General features: G+C 76.1%; 12 protein-coding genes. 4 read left to right on the top strand and 8 right to left on the bottom strand.

Annotation, left to right across the window (positions count from 1 at the left end; translation table 11 throughout):
• Positions 1 to 79: 79 nt before the first annotated feature.
• The 3 genes from GD970_RS07585 to GD970_RS07575 all read right to left on the bottom strand — a co-directional run bounded on the left by GD970_RS07585 (position 80) and on the right by GD970_RS07575 (position 2,717).
• On the bottom strand, positions 80 to 1,258 hold the full coding sequence (locus GD970_RS07585; protein WP_152202286.1) for a cytochrome P450: 1,179 nt from the start codon (positions 1,256 to 1,258) through the stop codon (positions 80 to 82).
• A 110-nt stretch (positions 1,259 to 1,368) separates the two neighbouring features.
• Positions 1,369 to 2,529, bottom strand: a complete 1,161-nt coding sequence (locus GD970_RS07580; RefSeq protein ID WP_152202285.1) for an NAD(P)/FAD-dependent oxidoreductase — start codon at positions 2,527 to 2,529, stop codon at positions 1,369 to 1,371.
• A complete protein-coding gene (locus GD970_RS07575; protein ID WP_152202284.1) occupies positions 2,529 to 2,717 on the bottom strand; it encodes a ferredoxin in 189 nt (62 codons plus the stop codon). Before GD970_RS07575 ends, GD970_RS07580 begins: the two co-directional genes overlap by 1 nt.
• A gap of 335 nt (positions 2,718 to 3,052) precedes the next feature.
• On the opposite strand from GD970_RS07575, the gene GD970_RS07570 reads away from it, so the two are divergent.
• The 4 genes from GD970_RS07570 to GD970_RS07555 all read left to right on the top strand — a co-directional run bounded on the left by GD970_RS07570 (position 3,053) and on the right by GD970_RS07555 (position 5,900).
• Positions 3,053 to 3,601, top strand: a complete 549-nt coding sequence (locus GD970_RS07570) for an HtaA domain-containing protein (RefSeq protein ID WP_152202283.1) — start codon at positions 3,053 to 3,055, stop codon at positions 3,599 to 3,601.
• A complete protein-coding gene (locus GD970_RS07565) occupies positions 3,594 to 4,517 on the top strand; it encodes a LysR family transcriptional regulator (protein WP_152202282.1) in 924 nt (307 codons plus the stop codon). Before GD970_RS07570 ends, GD970_RS07565 begins: the two co-directional genes overlap by 8 nt.
• A 100-nt stretch (positions 4,518 to 4,617) precedes the next feature.
• Entirely contained in the window at positions 4,618 to 5,388 is a 771-nt protein-coding gene (locus tag GD970_RS07560; RefSeq protein WP_152202281.1) for an Fpg/Nei family DNA glycosylase, read from the top strand.
• Positions 5,388 to 5,900, top strand: a complete 513-nt coding sequence (locus tag GD970_RS07555; protein WP_152202280.1) for an MSMEG_6728 family protein — start codon at positions 5,388 to 5,390, stop codon at positions 5,898 to 5,900. Before GD970_RS07560 ends, GD970_RS07555 begins: the two co-directional genes overlap by 1 nt.
• Before the next feature lie 131 nt (positions 5,901 to 6,031).
• On the opposite strand, the gene GD970_RS07550 is transcribed toward GD970_RS07555, so the two are convergent.
• The 5 genes from GD970_RS07550 to recC all read right to left on the bottom strand — a co-directional run bounded on the left by GD970_RS07550 (position 6,032) and on the right by recC (position 16,490).
• On the bottom strand, positions 6,032 to 6,298 hold the full coding sequence (locus tag GD970_RS07550) for a hypothetical protein (RefSeq protein WP_152202279.1): 267 nt from the start codon (positions 6,296 to 6,298) through the stop codon (positions 6,032 to 6,034).
• 187 nt (positions 6,299 to 6,485) lie between these two features.
• Complete coding sequence (locus GD970_RS07545; protein WP_152202278.1) at positions 6,486 to 7,679, bottom strand: NAD(P)/FAD-dependent oxidoreductase; 1,194 nt, start codon at positions 7,677 to 7,679, stop codon at positions 6,486 to 6,488.
• A 98-nt stretch (positions 7,680 to 7,777) separates the two neighbouring features.
• The gene (recD, locus tag GD970_RS07540) at positions 7,778 to 9,733 is read right to left on the bottom strand and encodes an exodeoxyribonuclease V subunit alpha (RefSeq protein WP_152202277.1); all 1,956 of its coding nucleotides are present in this window, start codon (positions 9,731 to 9,733) and stop codon (positions 7,778 to 7,780) included.
• Positions 9,730 to 13,137, bottom strand: coding sequence for a UvrD-helicase domain-containing protein (locus GD970_RS07535; protein ID WP_152202276.1), 3,408 nt, complete (start codon positions 13,135 to 13,137; stop codon positions 9,730 to 9,732). Before GD970_RS07535 ends, recD begins: the two co-directional genes overlap by 4 nt.
• Entirely contained in the window at positions 13,134 to 16,490 is a 3,357-nt protein-coding gene (recC, locus tag GD970_RS07530; protein ID WP_152202275.1) for an exodeoxyribonuclease V subunit gamma, read from the bottom strand. Before recC ends, GD970_RS07535 begins: the two co-directional genes overlap by 4 nt.
• Between the last annotated feature and the right edge of the window lie 51 nt (positions 16,491 to 16,541).

Below are 16,541 nucleotides of genomic sequence, written 5' to 3'. Positions count from 1 at the left end.
CGGCGGGCCGGGACGCCGGACCCGGGCGCGCTGACGCCCCCGCCGGCGGGCGGGGGCGTCAGCGGTGTGCGGGGCCAGGTCAGACGGGCTCGACCTCGAGCACGGGCAGCTGCTCGAGGCTCCGCGTCATGTTGCTGAGGTGGCGCACCGGCTGCCCGATGGTGAACCGGCGGACCCGCCGGGTCAGCGCCTCGAGGACCGCGTGCGCCTGGAGCTTGGCCAGACCCTGTCCCGCGCACCCGTGCACGCCGTACCCGAAGGAGAGGTGGTCGATGGGGTTGCGGCGGACGTCGAAGGCGTCCGGGTTCTCGTAGTGGCGCGGGTCGCGGTTGCCGGAGCCGAAGAGGATCGCGGCCTGCTCGCCGGCGGGGATGCGGGTGCCGTCGACCTCGACGTCCTCCGTGACGCGCCGGCCGAACGCGTGGACGGGCGCCTCGAGGCGCAGGACCTCGTTGAAGGTCGAGGGGATGAGCGACGGGTCCTGGCGGAGGAGCTCGTACTGGTCGGGATGCGCGCCGAGCAGCGCCAGGGCGTTGCCGATCGACGCGATCGTGGTGTCCGTCCCCGCCCCGACGTACTGGTGGACGATGTGGCCGCAGCTCTCGCGCGGGATGTCACCGCGCTCGCCGGCGTCGAAGATGGCCCGCCCCATGGAGCCCGGCATCAGATCCTCGGCCTGCACCTGCAACGACCACTGGAAGAGCTCGCCGGCGATCGGGAAGTTCTCGATGGTCCGCTGGTTCATCGGCCCGAGCACGTTGAAGGCGGCGTCGGCCCAGCGGAACATGTTGGCCCGGGCCTCGCCCTGCACGCCGATCAGGTCCGAGACCACCTCCAGGGGCAGCGCGCGGGCGAGGTCCTCGATCGCGTCGAAGGACCCGCGCTCGACGAGCCGCGCCACGAGGGCGTCCGCCTTGGCGTCGATGTCGCCCTTGAGCTTGCGCAGCGCCCGCGGGGAGAGGTTCTCGGTGAGGGCGGCGCGCAGCGCCGTGTGGTCCGGCGGGTCGGTGGCCAGGCTGGTGCCGGCGAGCGCCTGGTTCATGTCGTCGTTGAAGGCGACGGCGTTGGAGGAGAAGGTTTCCCAGTTGGCCAGCGCCTCGCGGATGTGCTCGTAGCGCGTCAGCGCCCAGACGCCGTTCGTGGGCAGCCGGACCACGGCGGCCTGCTCCCGGAGCTGGGCGAAGTACGGGTAGGGGTCGAGCAGGACCTCGTCGGCGAAGAGGTCGAGGTCGGACGTAGCCAGCGTTTCCACGGTCATGAGGCACCTCGGAGGGTTGGGACCCGCGTCGTCGTGGGTCGTCGGGGTGGACGGCGGGCGAGGCCGCCGCGGGATCGGCCGGCGGACGAAGCCGCCGGGGTGGGCAGGGGTCAGGCGGCGGAGGTGGCCGCGGGGGCGGCGGCGCTCAGGCGGCGCAGCCGGGGCACCGGGATGCGGTAGTTGAGGGCGACGGCGGTGCCCGAGCCGTCGTCGTGGGCCCAGCGCAGCAGCGCCGCGCCGGCGGGGTCGCCGTCGACGATCTCCGGCGCCCCGGTCAGCGGCAGGAAGCCGCTGGCCTTGAGGGTCAGGCCGAACTGCTCGGTCCAGAAGTACGGCTGGAGGTCGAGCTCGGGGCCGTCGTCCCCGGCGAGCAGGCCCAGCGCCGCGATCTTGCTCTGCTCGATGGCGCTGGTCCACAGCGGCACGCGGCCGGCGCCGCGCCGGGTCAGGATGGTCGCCACGTCCCCCGCGGCGACGACGTCGGGCCGCACCCGCCCGCGGGTGTCGACGGCGAGGCGGCCGTCGGTCAGCAGCCCGCTGGTGCCCAGCCACTCGAGGTTGGGGTCGTCGCCGACGGCGCTGACCACGAGCTCGGCGTCGATCGCCGAGTCGTCGGCCAGCACCACCTGCGGGTGGCCGCCGGCCTCGCGCACGCCGGTGGCGTGGGTGGGCGCGAGGCGCAGCCCCTGGCGCTCGGCGGCGGCGACGAGGAGGTCGGACAGGTACGGGCCGAGCTGCTGGGCCAGGGGGCGGCCGTAGGAGACGAGGGTGACGTCGCAGCCGACGGCGAGGCAGCCGGAGGCGATCTCCATCCCGAGCGGGCCGCCGCCGACGACGGCGACGGTCGGCCGGCTCGCCAGGTGGCCGCGCAGCGCCAGGGCGTCGTCCAGGCCGCGCAGGGTCAGCTCGCCGGCCAGGCCCTCTCGTCCCAGGCGCCGGGCGCGGGCGCCGGTGGCGATGACGAGGCCGTCGTAGGGGACCTCGGTGCCGTCGTCGAGCGCCACCACCTTGCGGTCGACGTCCAGTCCCGCCGCGGACACACCGAGGAGCTCGGTCGCCTCGTGGGTGGGGGCGGGCAGCTCGTGGGAGGTCATCTCCTCGGCGTCGAGGAGCGCCGCCTTGGACAGCGCGGGGCGGCTGTAGGGGGCGTGGGTCTCGGCGCCGACGACGGTCAGCTCGCCGTCGAACCCGGCGGCCCGCAGGGAGTCGCTCGCGGTGAGGGCGGCGATGCCGTTGCCGGCGACGACGACGCGGCGCAGCGGGCGGGTCATCAGGCCAGCTTCAGCGCGGCGACCGGGCACACCCGGGCGGCGGCCTTGGCGGCGTCGGCGTCGGCGCCCTCGACGGTCTCGACGTCGATGACGAGCTCGCCGTCGTCGTCGAGGTGCATGAGGTGCGGCGCCGCCTCCTCGCACAGGCCGTGGCCCTCGCAGCGCGGTCGGTCGAGGATGATCTTCATTGGTGCCTCCCGGAACACTGAGCGAGCCGATCGCTCGACTCGCTTTACGCAGCAGTGTGTGGGCTGACACGGTGTCAATCAAATAAATTGAACGCATTGCGGCATGCACGGAGTGAATGTCGCGCGCCTCAGGAAACCCGCAGCAGGCCGCGCCGTTCCTCCAGTGCCCGTGTTCGGCATCCGGCGACGGGCCATGCACGCGCAGAATGCAGTCACCCCGGCGAGATTCACTTGACGCACCCTCCGCGCGGCGGCACAGTGACTGCCACGCGCGGGTCGCGCAGACGGCACAAGGGTGTCGGCGTCGGGCGCCCCGGAAGACGATGAGGTGAGCGGTGACCACGACGGCCGGACTGACCTGGGCGGTCAAGGACAGCCTGGTGGCCTACGTCGAGGGGCTCGCGGACGGCGCGGTCGAGGCCCTCGCCCCGGCCTCCCGCGCCGCGCAGGGCTTCTGGTTCCCCCACGCGGAGGAGCCGCCGGGCACCGCGGCCGGCGACGCCGTCCGCGCCTGGCAGTTTCTCGGCGCCGTCCGGCTCACCGGGCACTGGGGCGCCCTGGACGTCGAGCTGCGCGACCCGCGCGTGGAGCTGGACGGCGGGCACGGCACCCTGCTGATCCGCGAGCGCGGAGGCCGCGACCCCGACGCCCGCCTCCCGTTCGCCGACCTCGTGCTGGTCGGGCCGGCCTCGGCCGGGGACGGCCCGGCGGGGGACGACGTGGCCGCGCTGGAGCTCGCCGCCTCGCTGACCGGCCACGGGCGGCTCCTCCTCGGCGGGCAGTACGGCGTCGGCGAGCCGCTGAGCCCGCTCCGCGTCGCGGTCCCGGGCCACGGCGTGCCGGCCCCGCTCCGCGATGCCCCCACCACGCGCGGCGATGGCTAGCGACCTGGCCGCGCCGGCGGACACCGAGCTCGCCCGGCTGGCCTCGGTCGACCTCAACCTCCTGGTGCCGCTCCTGGCGCTGCTGGAGGAGCGGTCGGTGACGCGGGCGGCCGCCCGGGTGGGCCTGTCGCAGCCCGCGATGAGCCACGCGCTGCGGCGCATGCGCCGGCTGCTCGGCGACGACCTCATCGTGCGCCAGGGCAGCGGGATGTCGCTGACCCCGCGCGGGGTGGAGCTGATCGTCCCGCTGCGGCGGGCGCTGCATCAGACGGCCCGGGTGGTCGGCTCCGCGCCGTTCGACCCCGCCGTCGACCGCCGCGTCATCACCGTGGCGATGACGAGCAGCACGGCCCTGGTCATCGGGAGCACGTTCGCCCGGCTGCTGGCGGAGCGGGCGCCGCACGCGGTGCTGCGGATGCGCATCGCGCCGATGCCGTCGAGCGCGATGTTCACCGAGGACGGCGTGGACGTGATGCTCATGTCCGAGGCGTTCTCGCTCCCGATCCCCCGCGAGCGCCTGTACGACGACCGGTGGGTGGTCATCACCAACTCCCGCGCGCCCAAGGCGAGCGCCGCCGAGCTGCTGGCGACGCTGCCGCACGTCACGTTCGACTCCTCGCCGCACCGGTACCGGCCCTACGAGGTCCTGGACGCGGAGGGGCTGGAGTACACGGTGCGCCAGTACGTCTCCGACAGCCTGCTGATCCCGCAGCTCATCGCCGGCGCCGGCGGGGTGGCGGTGCACCGGTACCGGGTGACCACGGCGATGAGCGCCTACCTCGACCTGCGCATCGAGGAGTTCCCGTTCCCGATCCAGCGGCTCGGCACGGACATGGTGTGGAACCCGTGGCTGGCCGACGACGACTTCAAGAGCTGGCTGCGCGGGATCTTCGTCGAGGCGGCGCGCGCGCTGTGACCGGCGGGGCGCGCCCGTCAGCGGGTGCCGTGTCCGCCCGCACCTTCTACCGTCGAGGCTCTGCCGAGAGGCGGCGTCGGACGCCGGGAAGGAGCCGCTCATGCCGGAGGGGCACACCATCCACCGGCTCGCCCGGGACATGGCCGAGCTCGTCGGCACGCGGGTGACCGCGACGTCCCCGCAGGGCCGGGTCGCCGCCGAGACCGTAAACGGGGCTACCGTTCTCGACGTGGACGCCGTGGGCAAGCACCTGCTCGTCGACACCTCGGGCAAGCGCACCGTGCACGTCCATCTCGGCATGCGCGGCAAGTGGCTGCGGTTCTCCCCGGTCACCGGGGAGCCGATGCGCCAGGTCCGCCTGCGCCTGGCGGCGGACGGCGTCGCCTGGGACCTCATCGCCCCGAGCACCTGCGAGCTTCTTGGTCCCCGCGAGCGGGACGCCCTCGTGGGCCGGCTGGGCCCCGACCCCCTGCGCGCGGACGCCGACCCGGCGGAGGCGCGACGGCGCATCGTCGCGTTCCGGGGCCCGATCGGCGCCGCGCTGCTCGATCAAGGCGTCGTCGCCGGGGTGGGGAACGTCTTCCGCGCCGAGGCGCTGCACGCCTGCCGCATCGCGCCGACCCGGCGCGCGGGTGACCTGTCCGAGGCGGAGCTCGAGGCGCTCTGGTCCACCCTGGCCCGGATGATGGCGCTGGCCGTGGAAGAGGGGCGGATCATCACCGTCGACGACGAGGATCGCCTGGCCGTCCCGGAGGACCGGGCCCGACGGGTCTACAAGCAGCGGTCCTGCTACGACTGCGGCACGCCGATCCAGACGGCGGAGATCGGCGGGCGCACCTCGTACTCCTGCCCCCGCTGCCAGGCGCGCTGATGCAGACCTTCCTGCCGTACAGCGACTTCGCCGCCACCGCCCGGGTGCTCGACGACAAGCGGCTGGGCAAGCAGCGCGTGGAGGTCATCCAGATCGTCCGGGCGCTGACGTGGCCCGACTACGCCTGGAAGTCGCACCCGGCCGTCCTCATGTGGAAGGAGCGCGAGGAGGCGCTCGGCCGCTACGGGCTGACGATGTGCGCGGCCTGGACGGCCCGGGGCTTCGGCGACACGTGCGCGGAGACGATCACCACCGACCTCGCCGCCGCCGGGGTGCCGGCCATCAGGAGCTATGAGGAGCTGGCCGCCGACGGCGCCCTGCCGGGATGGCTCTTCGACCCGGCGCTGCTGCGGAGCCACCGGTCCAACCTGATCCGCAAGGACCCCGAGTACTACCGGCCGCGCTTTCCCGACGTGCCCGACGACCTGCCCTACGTCTGGCCGGTGCGATCACCGGCGGTCCTGGAACGCGAGCGGCGCAAGCAGGAGAACGCTGCCCGGCGCCGCCGGTGACCGGAAGCGCCGGTGAGCAGGCGCCGGGAGGCGCAGAGTCTCCCGGAGATCGACTCGCATCTGACGCAAAGAATTACGGCCCCGCACACTTCGACGAGCCCTTCTCGGGCGGCTCACATGAAGAGAGGGACTTAGTTGCCCCTTCCGAGGATCAACTTTGTCGTGCTGTAGGCGGCGATCAGCGGCGCGGCAAAGATCAGGAACAGGATGATGACGGCACCGGGGCTCGCTTCAAGGGGGCTCTCGGAACCCACCGGCCCGTCGTGCGGGCCCGAGTCACCGACGACGAACGCGATGAGCAGGATCGTGATGGTGACGGCAGCCCCGGCAAACCAGGTGCCTGCGATAGCGATGCCGGCGCCGGTACTGACGCCAGCCTGCTGCCGAGTCTCCACCATGAAGTCTCCTTGGAGAGGAACAAATGGATCCGCTTAGATCGCTTTTAAATATGATCATACAACAGCAGTAAATCCAGATTCATGAACCCGGAGGCGGGCTCTACGTGTTGGCGTGGCGGGTGGTCATGCCGTGCCCTTCGCCGGCCGTTCTCGGTGTGATCTCCGCTCGCGGGGCAGCGGCGACGCGCTACCGCACGTTGCCCTTGAGCAGGCGGTGCCAGTAGATCCGGGGCTCGAGATAGCGGTCGAAGACAAAGGTGCTGCGTCGCGGCCGTGCGAGGTCGGGGGTACTCACGGACGGCTCAGGGTGCCCGTCGCGGTCGAACTCGGCCAGCAGCAGCTCGCGGCGGTTGGTCGTGACCGGGGCGACGGAATAGCCGTCGTAGCGGCGCAGGCCACGCCCCGCGCGCTGCGCGGCGATGTTGTGGGCGACCACCGGAACCTGCCTGCGCAGGGCCCCACCGGACGGGAGCGTGTCCACGGTGGCGACGTCGCCCAGGCCCCACACCCGCGGGTGCCGCACGTGCTGGAGCGTGTGCGGGTCCACGGCGGCGAACCCGGCCGCCTCCGCGGTGCTGAGGCCGCTCGCGGCGACCCACTGCGGGGCGCGGTGCGGCGGGGCGAGGTAGAGCGCGTCGTAGGTCAGGTCGTCGGTGCCCTCGGGGCTGCGCACCCGGAGCGAGCGCGCGGAGGCGCGCACGGCCTCGGCCGTGGTGCGGGTCCGCACGCGCACGCCGAAGCTGTCGGCCGCCGTGCGGAGCTCGCGGTCGGCGTCGTCGTGATTGACGAGCCGGCTGCCCTCGACGAGCAGCTCGATGACGATGTCACCGAGGACGCCGGAGCGGCGCCAGTGGTCCGCGGCCATGAAGAGCGGCTTGAGGCCGACCGGGGCGCACGGCACGTGGCGGTCGGAGATGACGAACACGGCCCGTCCCGCCGTCAGGGAGGAGAGCATGGTCCAGGTCTTCACCGCCTGCTCAGGCAGGTAGCTGGTCGCCGCCGCGGCGGTGCCCACCGCCTCCTCGGACCCGGGGATCGCGGCCCAGTCGACCCGCGAGCCCGGGCACACCGCCACGTCGGTGTAGTGCAGGTCGGGCCCGGTGGCGAGGTGCACGACCGACCGGTCGGGGTCGATGCCGACCACCTCGTTGGCGTACCAGGTGCACCCGGAGGGGATGCACTTCGCCTGGGGGCGGGTCAGTTCCTCCAGCGTCGCCATCCCGCCCCCGACGTAGCTGAGCAGGGGCCGGTAGTGGTGGACCCGCTTGGGCTCGACGACGGCCACGTCCTGGCAGCCCATGCGCCGCAGCTTCGCCGCCAGGGAGATGCCGGCGTTGCCGCCGCCGACGATCACGACGTCGTGGTGCCGTGGAGAACCCATGACCGCATCACCGCCGCGTGCTGGAGGACCAGGACCTGTCACGGTAGGGGCCCGGGCGAGGCGGCGCGCGTCGGCAGCCCTCCGCACACCGGGCCGGGCTACAGGGGCTCGCGGAGCCCGCTCGCCCGCCGTACCGGTCGCTCGACCGCCGCCCGCACCGCGTCGGCGGCGCCGACGATGCGCACGAGCTCCTGCGCCCGGGTGACCGCGGTGTAGAGCAGCTCCCGGGTGAGCAGCGGCGAGGTGGCCGGCGGCAGCACGAGGGAGACGTGGGCGAACTGGCTGCCCTGGCCGCGGTGCACCGTCATGGCGTGGACCGTCTCCACCGGCGGGAGGCGGTGCGGGCGCACACGCAGCGGCTGGTCGGGGTCGCCGAAGACGGCGACCACGCCCTCGGCGCCGTCGCCGACGACCACGCCGGTGTCGCCGTTGTACAGACCCGTGTCCCGGTCGTTGCTGGTGACCAGCAGCGGGCGGCCGGGGTACCACGGGGACTGCGTGGCGTCGGGGCCCGCGGCCTCGCGCACCCAGCCCTCGACGAGCCCCGCCCAGTGGGCCACGCCCGCCGGGCCGCGGCGGTGGGCGAGCAGCAGGCGGTGGGACTCCAGGGCGTTCAGCGCCTCGGCGGCGTCGCCCGCCCGCGCGGCGGCGACCAGCGCGGCCCCGGCCGCCGTGGCGTCGTGCCGCACGCCGGCGACCTCGGCGTCGGTCAGGCGCTCCCCGGCGGCCTCGACGAACTCCACCTCTCGCGCGTCCGAGCGCAGCACGGCGAGGACGCGGTCGGCGTCGCCGGCGCGGATGGCCGACGCGAGCTCGGCGATCGCGCCGCTGAACCGGTGGACCCGCTCGAGGCGGACCACCCCGTTGCGCAGGGCGGCCAGGGCGGCGGCGTCGGTCGGGACGTCGTCGGGCACGATCGCCGCGAGCGCGGCGGGGAGGGCGTCGGCGACCGGCGGGCGGGCCACGAGGTCACCGAGCACGGCGCCGGCCTCGACCGAGGCGAGCTGGTCGGGGTCGCCCACGAGCAGCAGCCGGGCCTCGGGGCGCAGCGCCTCGAGCAGGCGCGCCATGAGCGGCAGGGAGACCATCGAGGTCTCGTCGACGACGACCACGTCGTGGGGCAGGTGGTGGTCGGCGTCGTGGCGGAACCTGGTGGAGCTGCCCGGCCGCCAGCCCAGCAGCCGGTGCACGGTGGTGGCCTCCGGCTCCCCCACCGCGGCCCGGTCGGGCTCGGCCAGGCGCGCGACCTCCGCGCGCACGGCCTCCTGCAGCCGGGCGGCGGCCTTGCCGGTCGGGGCCGCGAGCGCGACCCGCAGGCCGGGCCCGGCCACCTCCTGCAGGACGGCGAGCACGCGGGCGACGGTGGTCGTCTTGCCCGTGCCGGGGCCGCCGGTGAGCACGGTGAGCCGGCTGCGGACCGCCGTCGCGGCGGCGAGGCGCTGGCGATCGTCCTGTGGACTGGGGAAGAGCCGTTGCGCGGCGGCGGCCACGGCCTCGGCGGGCGCCGGGGCCGGGGCGAGCGCCCCCAGGCGGGCGTCGACCGCGCGGCGCACGACCATCTCGTGGCGCCAGTACCGGTCCAGGTAGAGGCGGCCGTCCAGCCAGCGCACCGGCCGGTCGGCGGGACCGTGGACGCCGACGGCGACGAGGGGGCTGGCCTCGATGGCGGCGCGCCACTCCCCCGGCTCGGGCCAGGGCAGCTCACCGACCTCGACGACGTCCTCCCCCTCGGGCACGGCGAGGGCGGCGAGGTCGTCGAGGAAGACGCACACCGAGCCCGAGCGCACCGCCCGCACGGCCAGCGCGCCGGCGAGCAGGACCCGCTCGTCGGCCTCGCGGGCCAGCCGGCCGAGCCGCCGGGCGACGTGCACGTCCGCCGCGGCGAGGATGCCCGCCGCGTTGAACTGGGCCAGCAGCGGGCCGGCGTGCAGGGCGATGCGCGGGTCCGCGGCGACGTCCGCCGTTTCCGCGGGAACGTCTCGGCCACGCGTTTCCGCGGAAACGCCTCGGCCACGCGTCTCCGCGGAGACGCCGATCCCGAGGTGCGCGCTCATGCGTGCCTCCCCTCGAGCAGCGCCGACAGCTCCACGACCAGCGCGGCCGGCGGGCGCCAGGCCATCACCCCGTGCGGGGTGCCGCCGGTGACGGGCGTGGCGGGCCCGCACATGCCGCGCACGAACAGGTACAGCCCGCCGCCGAGGTGGCGCTCGGGGTCGTAGCCGCGCTGGCGCCAGCGCAGGAAGCGGTGCAGCGCGGCGAGGTAGAGCAGCAGCTGGAGCGGGTAGTGCGCCTGCATCATCGCCTCGGCCATGGCCGCGGGCCGGTAGTGCCAGGCGGTGAGCGGCTCGTCGGCCGGGCCGAGGCGGTTGGTCTTGTAGTCGGCGACGAGGTAGCGCGGCTGCCCGGCCGCGTCGCGCAGCCGGAGGACGGCGTCGAGGCTGCCGGTGAGGTAGCCGCGCAGCTGGGCCCCGCCGAGCTCGGTGAGCCGGTCGGCGTAGGGGGCGAAGACGTCGTCGGCCGGCAGGTGCCGGCGCAGCAGGACGGCGAGGTCGGCCAGGGTGGCGGCGACGCCGGCGGGGCGGTCCCCGCCGCCGAGGGGCAGCTCGAACTCCAGCTCGGCCAGCCGGTCGGCGGGGGCGACGTCGGCCAGCGTCGCCCCGCCGGCGAGCGGGCCCAGCGGCGTGGCGAGGACCGGGGCGAGCGCGGAGGCGAGATCGGCGGGCTCGACGCCGGGCACCCGGGCGGTCCCGGCCTCCCGGCAGGCGCGCAGCAGCTCGGCGGCGAGGTCGGCGGCGCCGGTGTCGAGGTGCTCGAAGACGGTATGGACGAGGGTGCCGAAGGCCGCCCCCGCGGGCATGTCGGCCAACGGGGAGGCGACCGCGCGGGCCGGGTCGGCCAGACCGGCGGCCGGGCTCGCCGCGCCGGGCCCGACGGGCAGGTCGGCCTCGTCCTGGACGCCGGTGGTCTCCGGCTCGCTGGCGACGCCGGCGTGCTCGTGGGCGGCCGCCGTCAGCCCGGTGTAGGAGGTGCGCCGCCAGGTCAGGTCCAGGCGCCGGTCGAAGGCCGCGACCTCCAGCGCGGGCCGCGCGGTGGGCGGGGGGTCCCAGCGGGCCGGGGCCGGTCGTTCGGTCACCGCCTCGACGGCCACCGCGCCGTCGGCTCGTGCGGCCAGGGCCGCGAGGGCGGCGGTGATCTTGTCGTCGGCGCCGGGGGCGACTCGGTCCGGCGGCTGCTGGCCGGGGGCGTGGCCGCCGAAGAGGAGGCGGCTGAGCGGCCCGGCGGCGGAGTTCGACGAGGGCGCCCAGTGGACGACCACCTGCGCGGCGGCGCGTGTCAGCGCGACGTAGAGCAGGCGCAGGTCCTCCCCGCGCTCCTCGGCCAGGTGGCGCTCCCGGGCGGCGTCGTAGCCGGCGTCCTGGTCGGCGCCGACGTGCAGGAGCCGGGTGCCGGCGTCGTCGTGGAAGTGCAGGATCGGCGGGGTCTTGCTCTCGTAGCGGTCCCAGCCGAAGGGCACGTAGACCACCGGGAACTCCAGGCCCTTGCTGGCGTGGATGGTGACCACCTGGACGGCCGCGGCGTCGGTCTCGAGGCGGCGGCTGCGCTCCTCGGCGTAGTCCTCGGCGGCCTCGACGATGCGGCGGCGCAGCCAGTCGGTCAGCGCGGCCGTGCCCAGGTGGTCCTGGACCGCGGCCAGGTGCAGCGTCTGGCCCACGTGGCGCAGGTCGGTCAGCGTGCGCTCGCCGGTGGTGGTGCGCATGAGCCGCTCGGCGACGCCGTCCTCACTGACCGCCTCGAGCAGGGCGGCCACGCCGCGGTCGGCCAGGGCGCGGGCCCAGGCGCGCACCCGGTCGGAGAGCTCGTCCCGGGCGACGTCGTCGGCGGCGGCGAGCCGGGCGGCGTCCCAGCCGACGAAGGGGGTCAGGGCCAGGGCGGCGGTGCGCCCGGCGTGGCCGGGCTGCTCGAGGGCGGTGAGCAGGGTGAGCCAGTACCCGGCGGCGGGGGTGCCGAAGACGCTGGAGAGGCCGGAGACCACGGCGGGGACCCCGGCGGCGGCCAGGGCGTCGCGCACGGCCAGGGCGTCGGCGTTGCGGCGGGTGAGCACGGCGACGTCGCGGGGCTGGAGCGGGCGCCAGGCGCCGCCGTCGCGCAGGCGGGTGGCGCCGAGCTGGCGGACGACGTCGGCGGCGACGTCGGCGGCGAGGAGGTCGCGGACCTCCCCGACGCGGGGGTTGCTGGTGCCGCGCTTGCCGAAGGGGGCGCGGGTGACGTGCCGCAGCCGCACCGGCGCGCCGCCGTCGAGGCGGCGGCCGGTGTGCTCGGCGTCGACCGGGCGCACCACGATGGCGTCGTCGCCCAGCGCGGCGCCGCCGAGGAGCGCGTCGAGGCCGCGCAGCAGGGGCGCGTCGCTGCGCCAGTTGCGGCCCAGGGTGGCGGTGGCGGTGGCGTCGCGGCGGGCGGCGAGGTAGGTGACGACGTCGCCGCCGCGGAAGGCGTAGATGGCCTGCTTGGGGTCTCCGATGAGGACGAGGGTGCGGTGGCCATGGAAGGCGGTGCGCAAGATCTCCCACTGCACCGGGTCGGTGTCCTGGAACTCGTCGACGAGGACGACCCGGTAGCGGGCGCGGACCCGCTCGGCGGCGGCCGGGCCGTGCGCGGGATCGGTGAGGGCGTCGCGCAGCAGCACGAGCAGGTCGTCATAGTCGAGCAGGCGGCGCTCGCGCTTGCGGCGGCGCACCTCCGCGGCGACGTCGCGGGCGAAGGCGTAGCGGTGCCCAGGAACGGAGTCGGGCGGGGCGGCCGCGGGCTCGAGGCGGGCCTGGTGGTCACTGACGGCGGCCTTGGCCACCTCGCGGGCCTCGGCGGGGGTGAGCACCGGCTGCGGCTCGCTGGCGTAGCGGCGCAGGTAGAGGTCGTCGACGACCTCCTCGACGAGGTCGGCGATGTCCGGGACGAAGGTGGCGTCGGCGTCGACGTCCCCGGCCACGCCGAGGGAGGCGAGCATCTGCTGGCAGAAGCCGTGGGTGGTGGTGATGGTGGCGGCGTCGAACTGGGCGAGGGCGCGGGTCAGGCGGCGGCGCCGCCGGTCGAGCTCGGCGTCGTCGACGGCGGCGAGGTGGCGCACGACGGCGTCGGCGCTGTCGCGGGCGTCCGGGGCGCGCAGCGCCCGCTCGGCGGAGACGAGGCGCTCGCGCACCCGGTCGCGCAGCTCGGAGGTGGCGGCGCGGCCGAAGGTGACGAGCATGAGGTCGGCGAGCTCGGCGACGCCCTCGGCCACGTAGCGGGTGGCCAGGGCGGCGATGGTGAACGTCTTGCCGGTGCCGGCGCTGGCCTCGAGGACGGTGGTGCCGGTGGGCAGGTCGCCGCAGATGTCGAACACGGCCGCCCCAGTTGACGTCTCGCGCCTGACTTGACGTCTCGCGCCCGAGTGGGGGTCGTGGAGGGTGAGCGGGTGGGTCATGGGTGCTCCGTCTCCTCGTGCGCGAGCAGCGGGTCCCACACGCGGCGGGCCAGCACGCCGAGCCGGGTGCGCTCCTCGGGCCACCAGGCCTGCTCGTCGGGGGCGGGGGTGCCGGCCAGATCGGCCAGGTCGGCCTCGCCCCACACCAAGACGTGGTGCTCGTCGGTGCGCTCGAACCCGCCGCGCCAGTCGCGGTCGGCCTCCTCCAGGGCTTGGGCCTCGGTGTTGTGGGCGGCCCGGCTGCTCGCGTAGGCGCAGGCGGCGGACACCGGCAGCGGCAGCGGCTCGCGGCGGGCGCGCTCGCGCAGCGCGAGGAGCTCGTCGAGCCAGGCCCCGGCACGGGCCGGGTCGGGGGCGCCCAGGGTGGCGACGAGGGCGCCGGGTCGCCTGCCGGGGGCGCGGCCGACGGTGACGGCGCGCCAGGGGCGGGTCGGGTCGGAGACGGTCAGGGCGAGCAGCTGCACCCAGGCGCGCAGCCGGTGCTTGGGTGCCAGGCGCGAGTAGGTCGCGCGCAGCACCGTGTCGCCGCGGACGCCGGGCACGGTGCCGGCGAGGACCGCCCCGGAGGGCAGGGTGGCGCGGACGTCGACCGCGCGGGCCTCGGCGCCGGCGAGGCGGCGGGCCGCCTCGGCGATGGGGGCGACCCGGTCGGCGATGTCGACCAGGGCGGCGCGGCCGAGCTCCTTGGGCGGGACCTCGCCGCGGCGCCACTCGGCGTTGACGGCCTGGCGGGGGTCGGCCCCGGCCAGTCGCGCGGTGAGCAGCCGGTCGCCGACCTGCCAGGACTCCAGCGGGTCGAGGTCCAGCGGCAGGCGGTCCTCGACGTCCGCGGTCTCCCCGGCCAGGGCGACCTGGAGGCGCTGGCGCAGGAACCACTTGGCCGGGTGCTCGAGGGCGGCGACGAGGTCGTCGAGGTCGACCACCGCCGGGGCCGGCTCGGGCGGCAGCGGGGCCGGGAGGAACGGGGCGCCGGCGGAGCGGGGCCCGCGCCCGGCCAGGGCGGCGCGGTGGGCGGTGGCGTCGAAGCTGAACGGGCCCGGCCGGCCCAGCGCGCCGGGGGTGTAGTTGCGCTCGTCGACCACCTGCAGCGGGTGGCGCACGAGGAGGCGCTCGCGCACCGGGCGCCCGTCGGGGGCGGTGGCGGCGGCGTCGAGGGCGTCGAGCAGCTCGCCGACGGGCACCGCCGGCGGGCGGGCGGCGCCGGTGCGCTCGTCGGCGCCGCTGTAGAGCAGGACGAGCCGCTCCCCCGCGGCGGCGACGGCGTCGAGGAAGAGCTGGCGGTCCTCGCTGCGCCGGTCCCGCTCGCCCAGGCACGGCTCGCGCAGCAGCACGTCGTCGCCGTCGCTGCCGCCCCCGCGGGGGAAGGCGCCGTCGTCGAGGCCGAGCAGGCACACCACCCGGTGCGGGACGGCGCGCATCGGCTCCAGCGAGCAGATGGTCAGCGCCCCGGTGCGGAAGCCAGCACGAGTGGGTCGGCCCTGGAGGCGGTCGGCGAGCAGGGCGCGCACGTCGGGCAGGCGCAGCTCGGCGTCCTCGCGGCCCTCGGCGGCGGCGCGGACGTCGCCGAGCACCCAGCGGGCCTGGACGGCCTGCCAGTCCTCGCCCGGGGCGGGCTCGGCGAGCAGGGTGAGGGCGCGGTCGAGGCGGTCGAGCCAGGTGCCCAGCGGGTGGGCGCCGTCGAGGGTGGCGAGGACGTCGGCGAGGCGGTCGAGCAGCTCGGCCACCCGCCCGGCGAGGTCGATGTCGGTGCTGTCGACGTCGTCGAGCGGCAGGGCCGGGCCGAGGTAGCGGTAGTCCTCCTCGGCCATGGCGGCGCCGAGCAGGAGCCGGTCGAGGGCGACGTCCCAGGTGCCCTGGCCGAGGGCGGGCAGGCCGAACCGCTCGCGGCGGGCGAGGTTCTCGCCCCAGTGCACGCCGGTCTGGACCGACCAGTCGCGGACGCGGGCGAGGTCGTCGTCGTCGAGGCGGAACTTGCGGCGCACCGGGTCGGTGGCGGCGAGGTCGAGCACCTCCGAGGCGGTCACGCGCCCGTCGGCGAGGTCGAGCAGGGCGGCGAGCAGGCCGAGGAGGGGGTTGACCTGGCGGGCCGAGCGGTCGGCCAGGCGCACCCGCAGGGTCTGGCCGGGGTGGACGGCGTGGCCCGGCTCGCCGCCCTCGGCGGCCAGGCCGAACGTGGCGGCGACGAGCGGGGCGACCGCCTCGACGTCGGGGCACATGACGATGACGTCGCGCGGCTCGAGCGTGGGGTCCTCGGCGAACAGGCCGGCGAGCACCTCGCGCAGCACCTGGATCTGCCGGGTGGGCCCGAAGCAGGCGTGCACCTCGACGCTGCGGTCGTCCGCGGCGAGGACGTGGGGGGCACCGGCGGGTTCGTCGGCGCGCAGGCGCCGCTGCAGCGCGCCAAGCAGGGTGGGCGGCGGCTCGGGCGCGGGATGGTGGACGTCGGCCGCCTCGCCCAGCGCGGCGAGGCGCTGCTGGAGCTCGGTGGCGTCGCGGGCCATCGAGGCGAGCAGCGGGTGCCCGGCGAGGGTCGGCTGCTCGTGCCGGCGCGGGGAGGCGGGGGCCGGGGCGGCGGCGACCTTCTCCCACAGCGCCGGAGAGGGGTGGGGCAGCCACAGGTGGACGTCGCGGTGGCCGCCGAGGGCGTGCAGGACGCGCAGCTGGTCCTCGGGCAGCCGGGTGGGCCCGAACACCGACAGCCGGGCGGGCAGGTCGGCGCTCTCGGGCCGGTCGGTCAGCAGGCGCAGGGCGTCGCCGAGCCGCTCGGCGGGGCTGGGCGTGCCCAGCCGCTCGCGCAGCAGGCGCCACAGCCGCGGCTGCCAGGCCAGGTCGGCGGGCACGGCCCCGCCCGCGCCGTCGTCGTCGCGCCCGGCGGCCCAGGCGCGGACCATCGCGGGCCTCTGCGCGGCGTAAGAGGCGAAGAGGCGCGCGAGGTGCCGGGCGACCACGAGGCGGCGCCCGCGGCGGACCTCGTCGTCGGTGCCGACGCCGAGGTGGCGGCCCAGGGCGGCGCACCACGGCTCGCCGGCGACCTCGTCGAGGACCTCGAGCAGGGGCCACGTCAGGTGCTCGGCCCGCCAGGGGTCGGCGTCGCGGTCGAGGCCGAGACTCGCGGCGAGCACCTCGCCGACCAGGCGGGCGGGCGACCCGAACGTGACGTTAGCGCACACCCCCGCCTCGCCCGGGGCCGCGCCGAGATGGTGGGACAGGCGCTGGGCGAGCCAACGCTCCACGCCACGGGTGGGGACGGCGACGACGTCGGGGGCGAAGGGGTCCTCCGGCGGCTGGGCGAGCAGCTCGGCCAGCGGGCCGACGAGCGCGTCGGCGCGCTCGGAGCGGTGCAGGTGGAGCACGCGGCCTCGCCTCCCTCTGGTCTCTCGTGTCCTCCACCCTATTTCGGCCCA

The sequence above is a fragment of the Georgenia thermotolerans genome (assembly GCF_009193185.1).
Classification (GTDB): Bacteria; Actinomycetota; Actinomycetes; order Actinomycetales; family Actinomycetaceae; genus Georgenia; species Georgenia thermotolerans.
The sequence above is the reverse complement of the archived record's forward strand: the minus strand, read 5'-3'. Positions and strand labels throughout refer to the sequence as shown.

What these genes read in the sequence shown, in the direction of transcription:
- GD970_RS07585 (WP_152202286.1), bottom strand. Translation starts at nt 1,258, where the DNA reads ATGACCGTGGAAACGCTGGCTACGTCCGACCTCGACCTCTTCGCCGAC.
- GD970_RS07580 (WP_152202285.1), bottom strand. Translation starts at nt 2,529, where the DNA reads ATGACCCGCCCGCTGCGCCGCGTCGTCGTCGCCGGCAACGGCATCGCC.
- GD970_RS07575 (WP_152202284.1), bottom strand. Translation starts at nt 2,717, where the DNA reads ATGAAGATCATCCTCGACCGACCGCGCTGCGAGGGCCACGGCCTGTGC.
- GD970_RS07565 (WP_152202282.1), top strand. Translation starts at nt 3,594, where the DNA reads ATGGCTAGCGACCTGGCCGCGCCGGCGGACACCGAGCTCGCCCGGCTG.
- GD970_RS07560 (WP_152202281.1), top strand. Translation starts at nt 4,618, where the DNA reads ATGCCGGAGGGGCACACCATCCACCGGCTCGCCCGGGACATGGCCGAG.
- GD970_RS07555 (WP_152202280.1), top strand. Translation starts at nt 5,388, where the DNA reads ATGCAGACCTTCCTGCCGTACAGCGACTTCGCCGCCACCGCCCGGGTG.
- GD970_RS07550 (WP_152202279.1), bottom strand. Translation starts at nt 6,298, where the DNA reads ATGGTGGAGACTCGGCAGCAGGCTGGCGTCAGTACCGGCGCCGGCATC.
- GD970_RS07545 (WP_152202278.1), bottom strand. Translation starts at nt 7,679, where the DNA reads ATGGGTTCTCCACGGCACCACGACGTCGTGATCGTCGGCGGCGGCAAC.
- recD (WP_152202277.1), bottom strand. Translation starts at nt 9,733, where the DNA reads ATGAGCGCGCACCTCGGGATCGGCGTCTCCGCGGAGACGCGTGGCCGA.
- GD970_RS07535 (WP_152202276.1), bottom strand. Translation starts at nt 13,137, where the DNA reads ATGACCCACCCGCTCACCCTCCACGACCCCCACTCGGGCGCGAGACGT.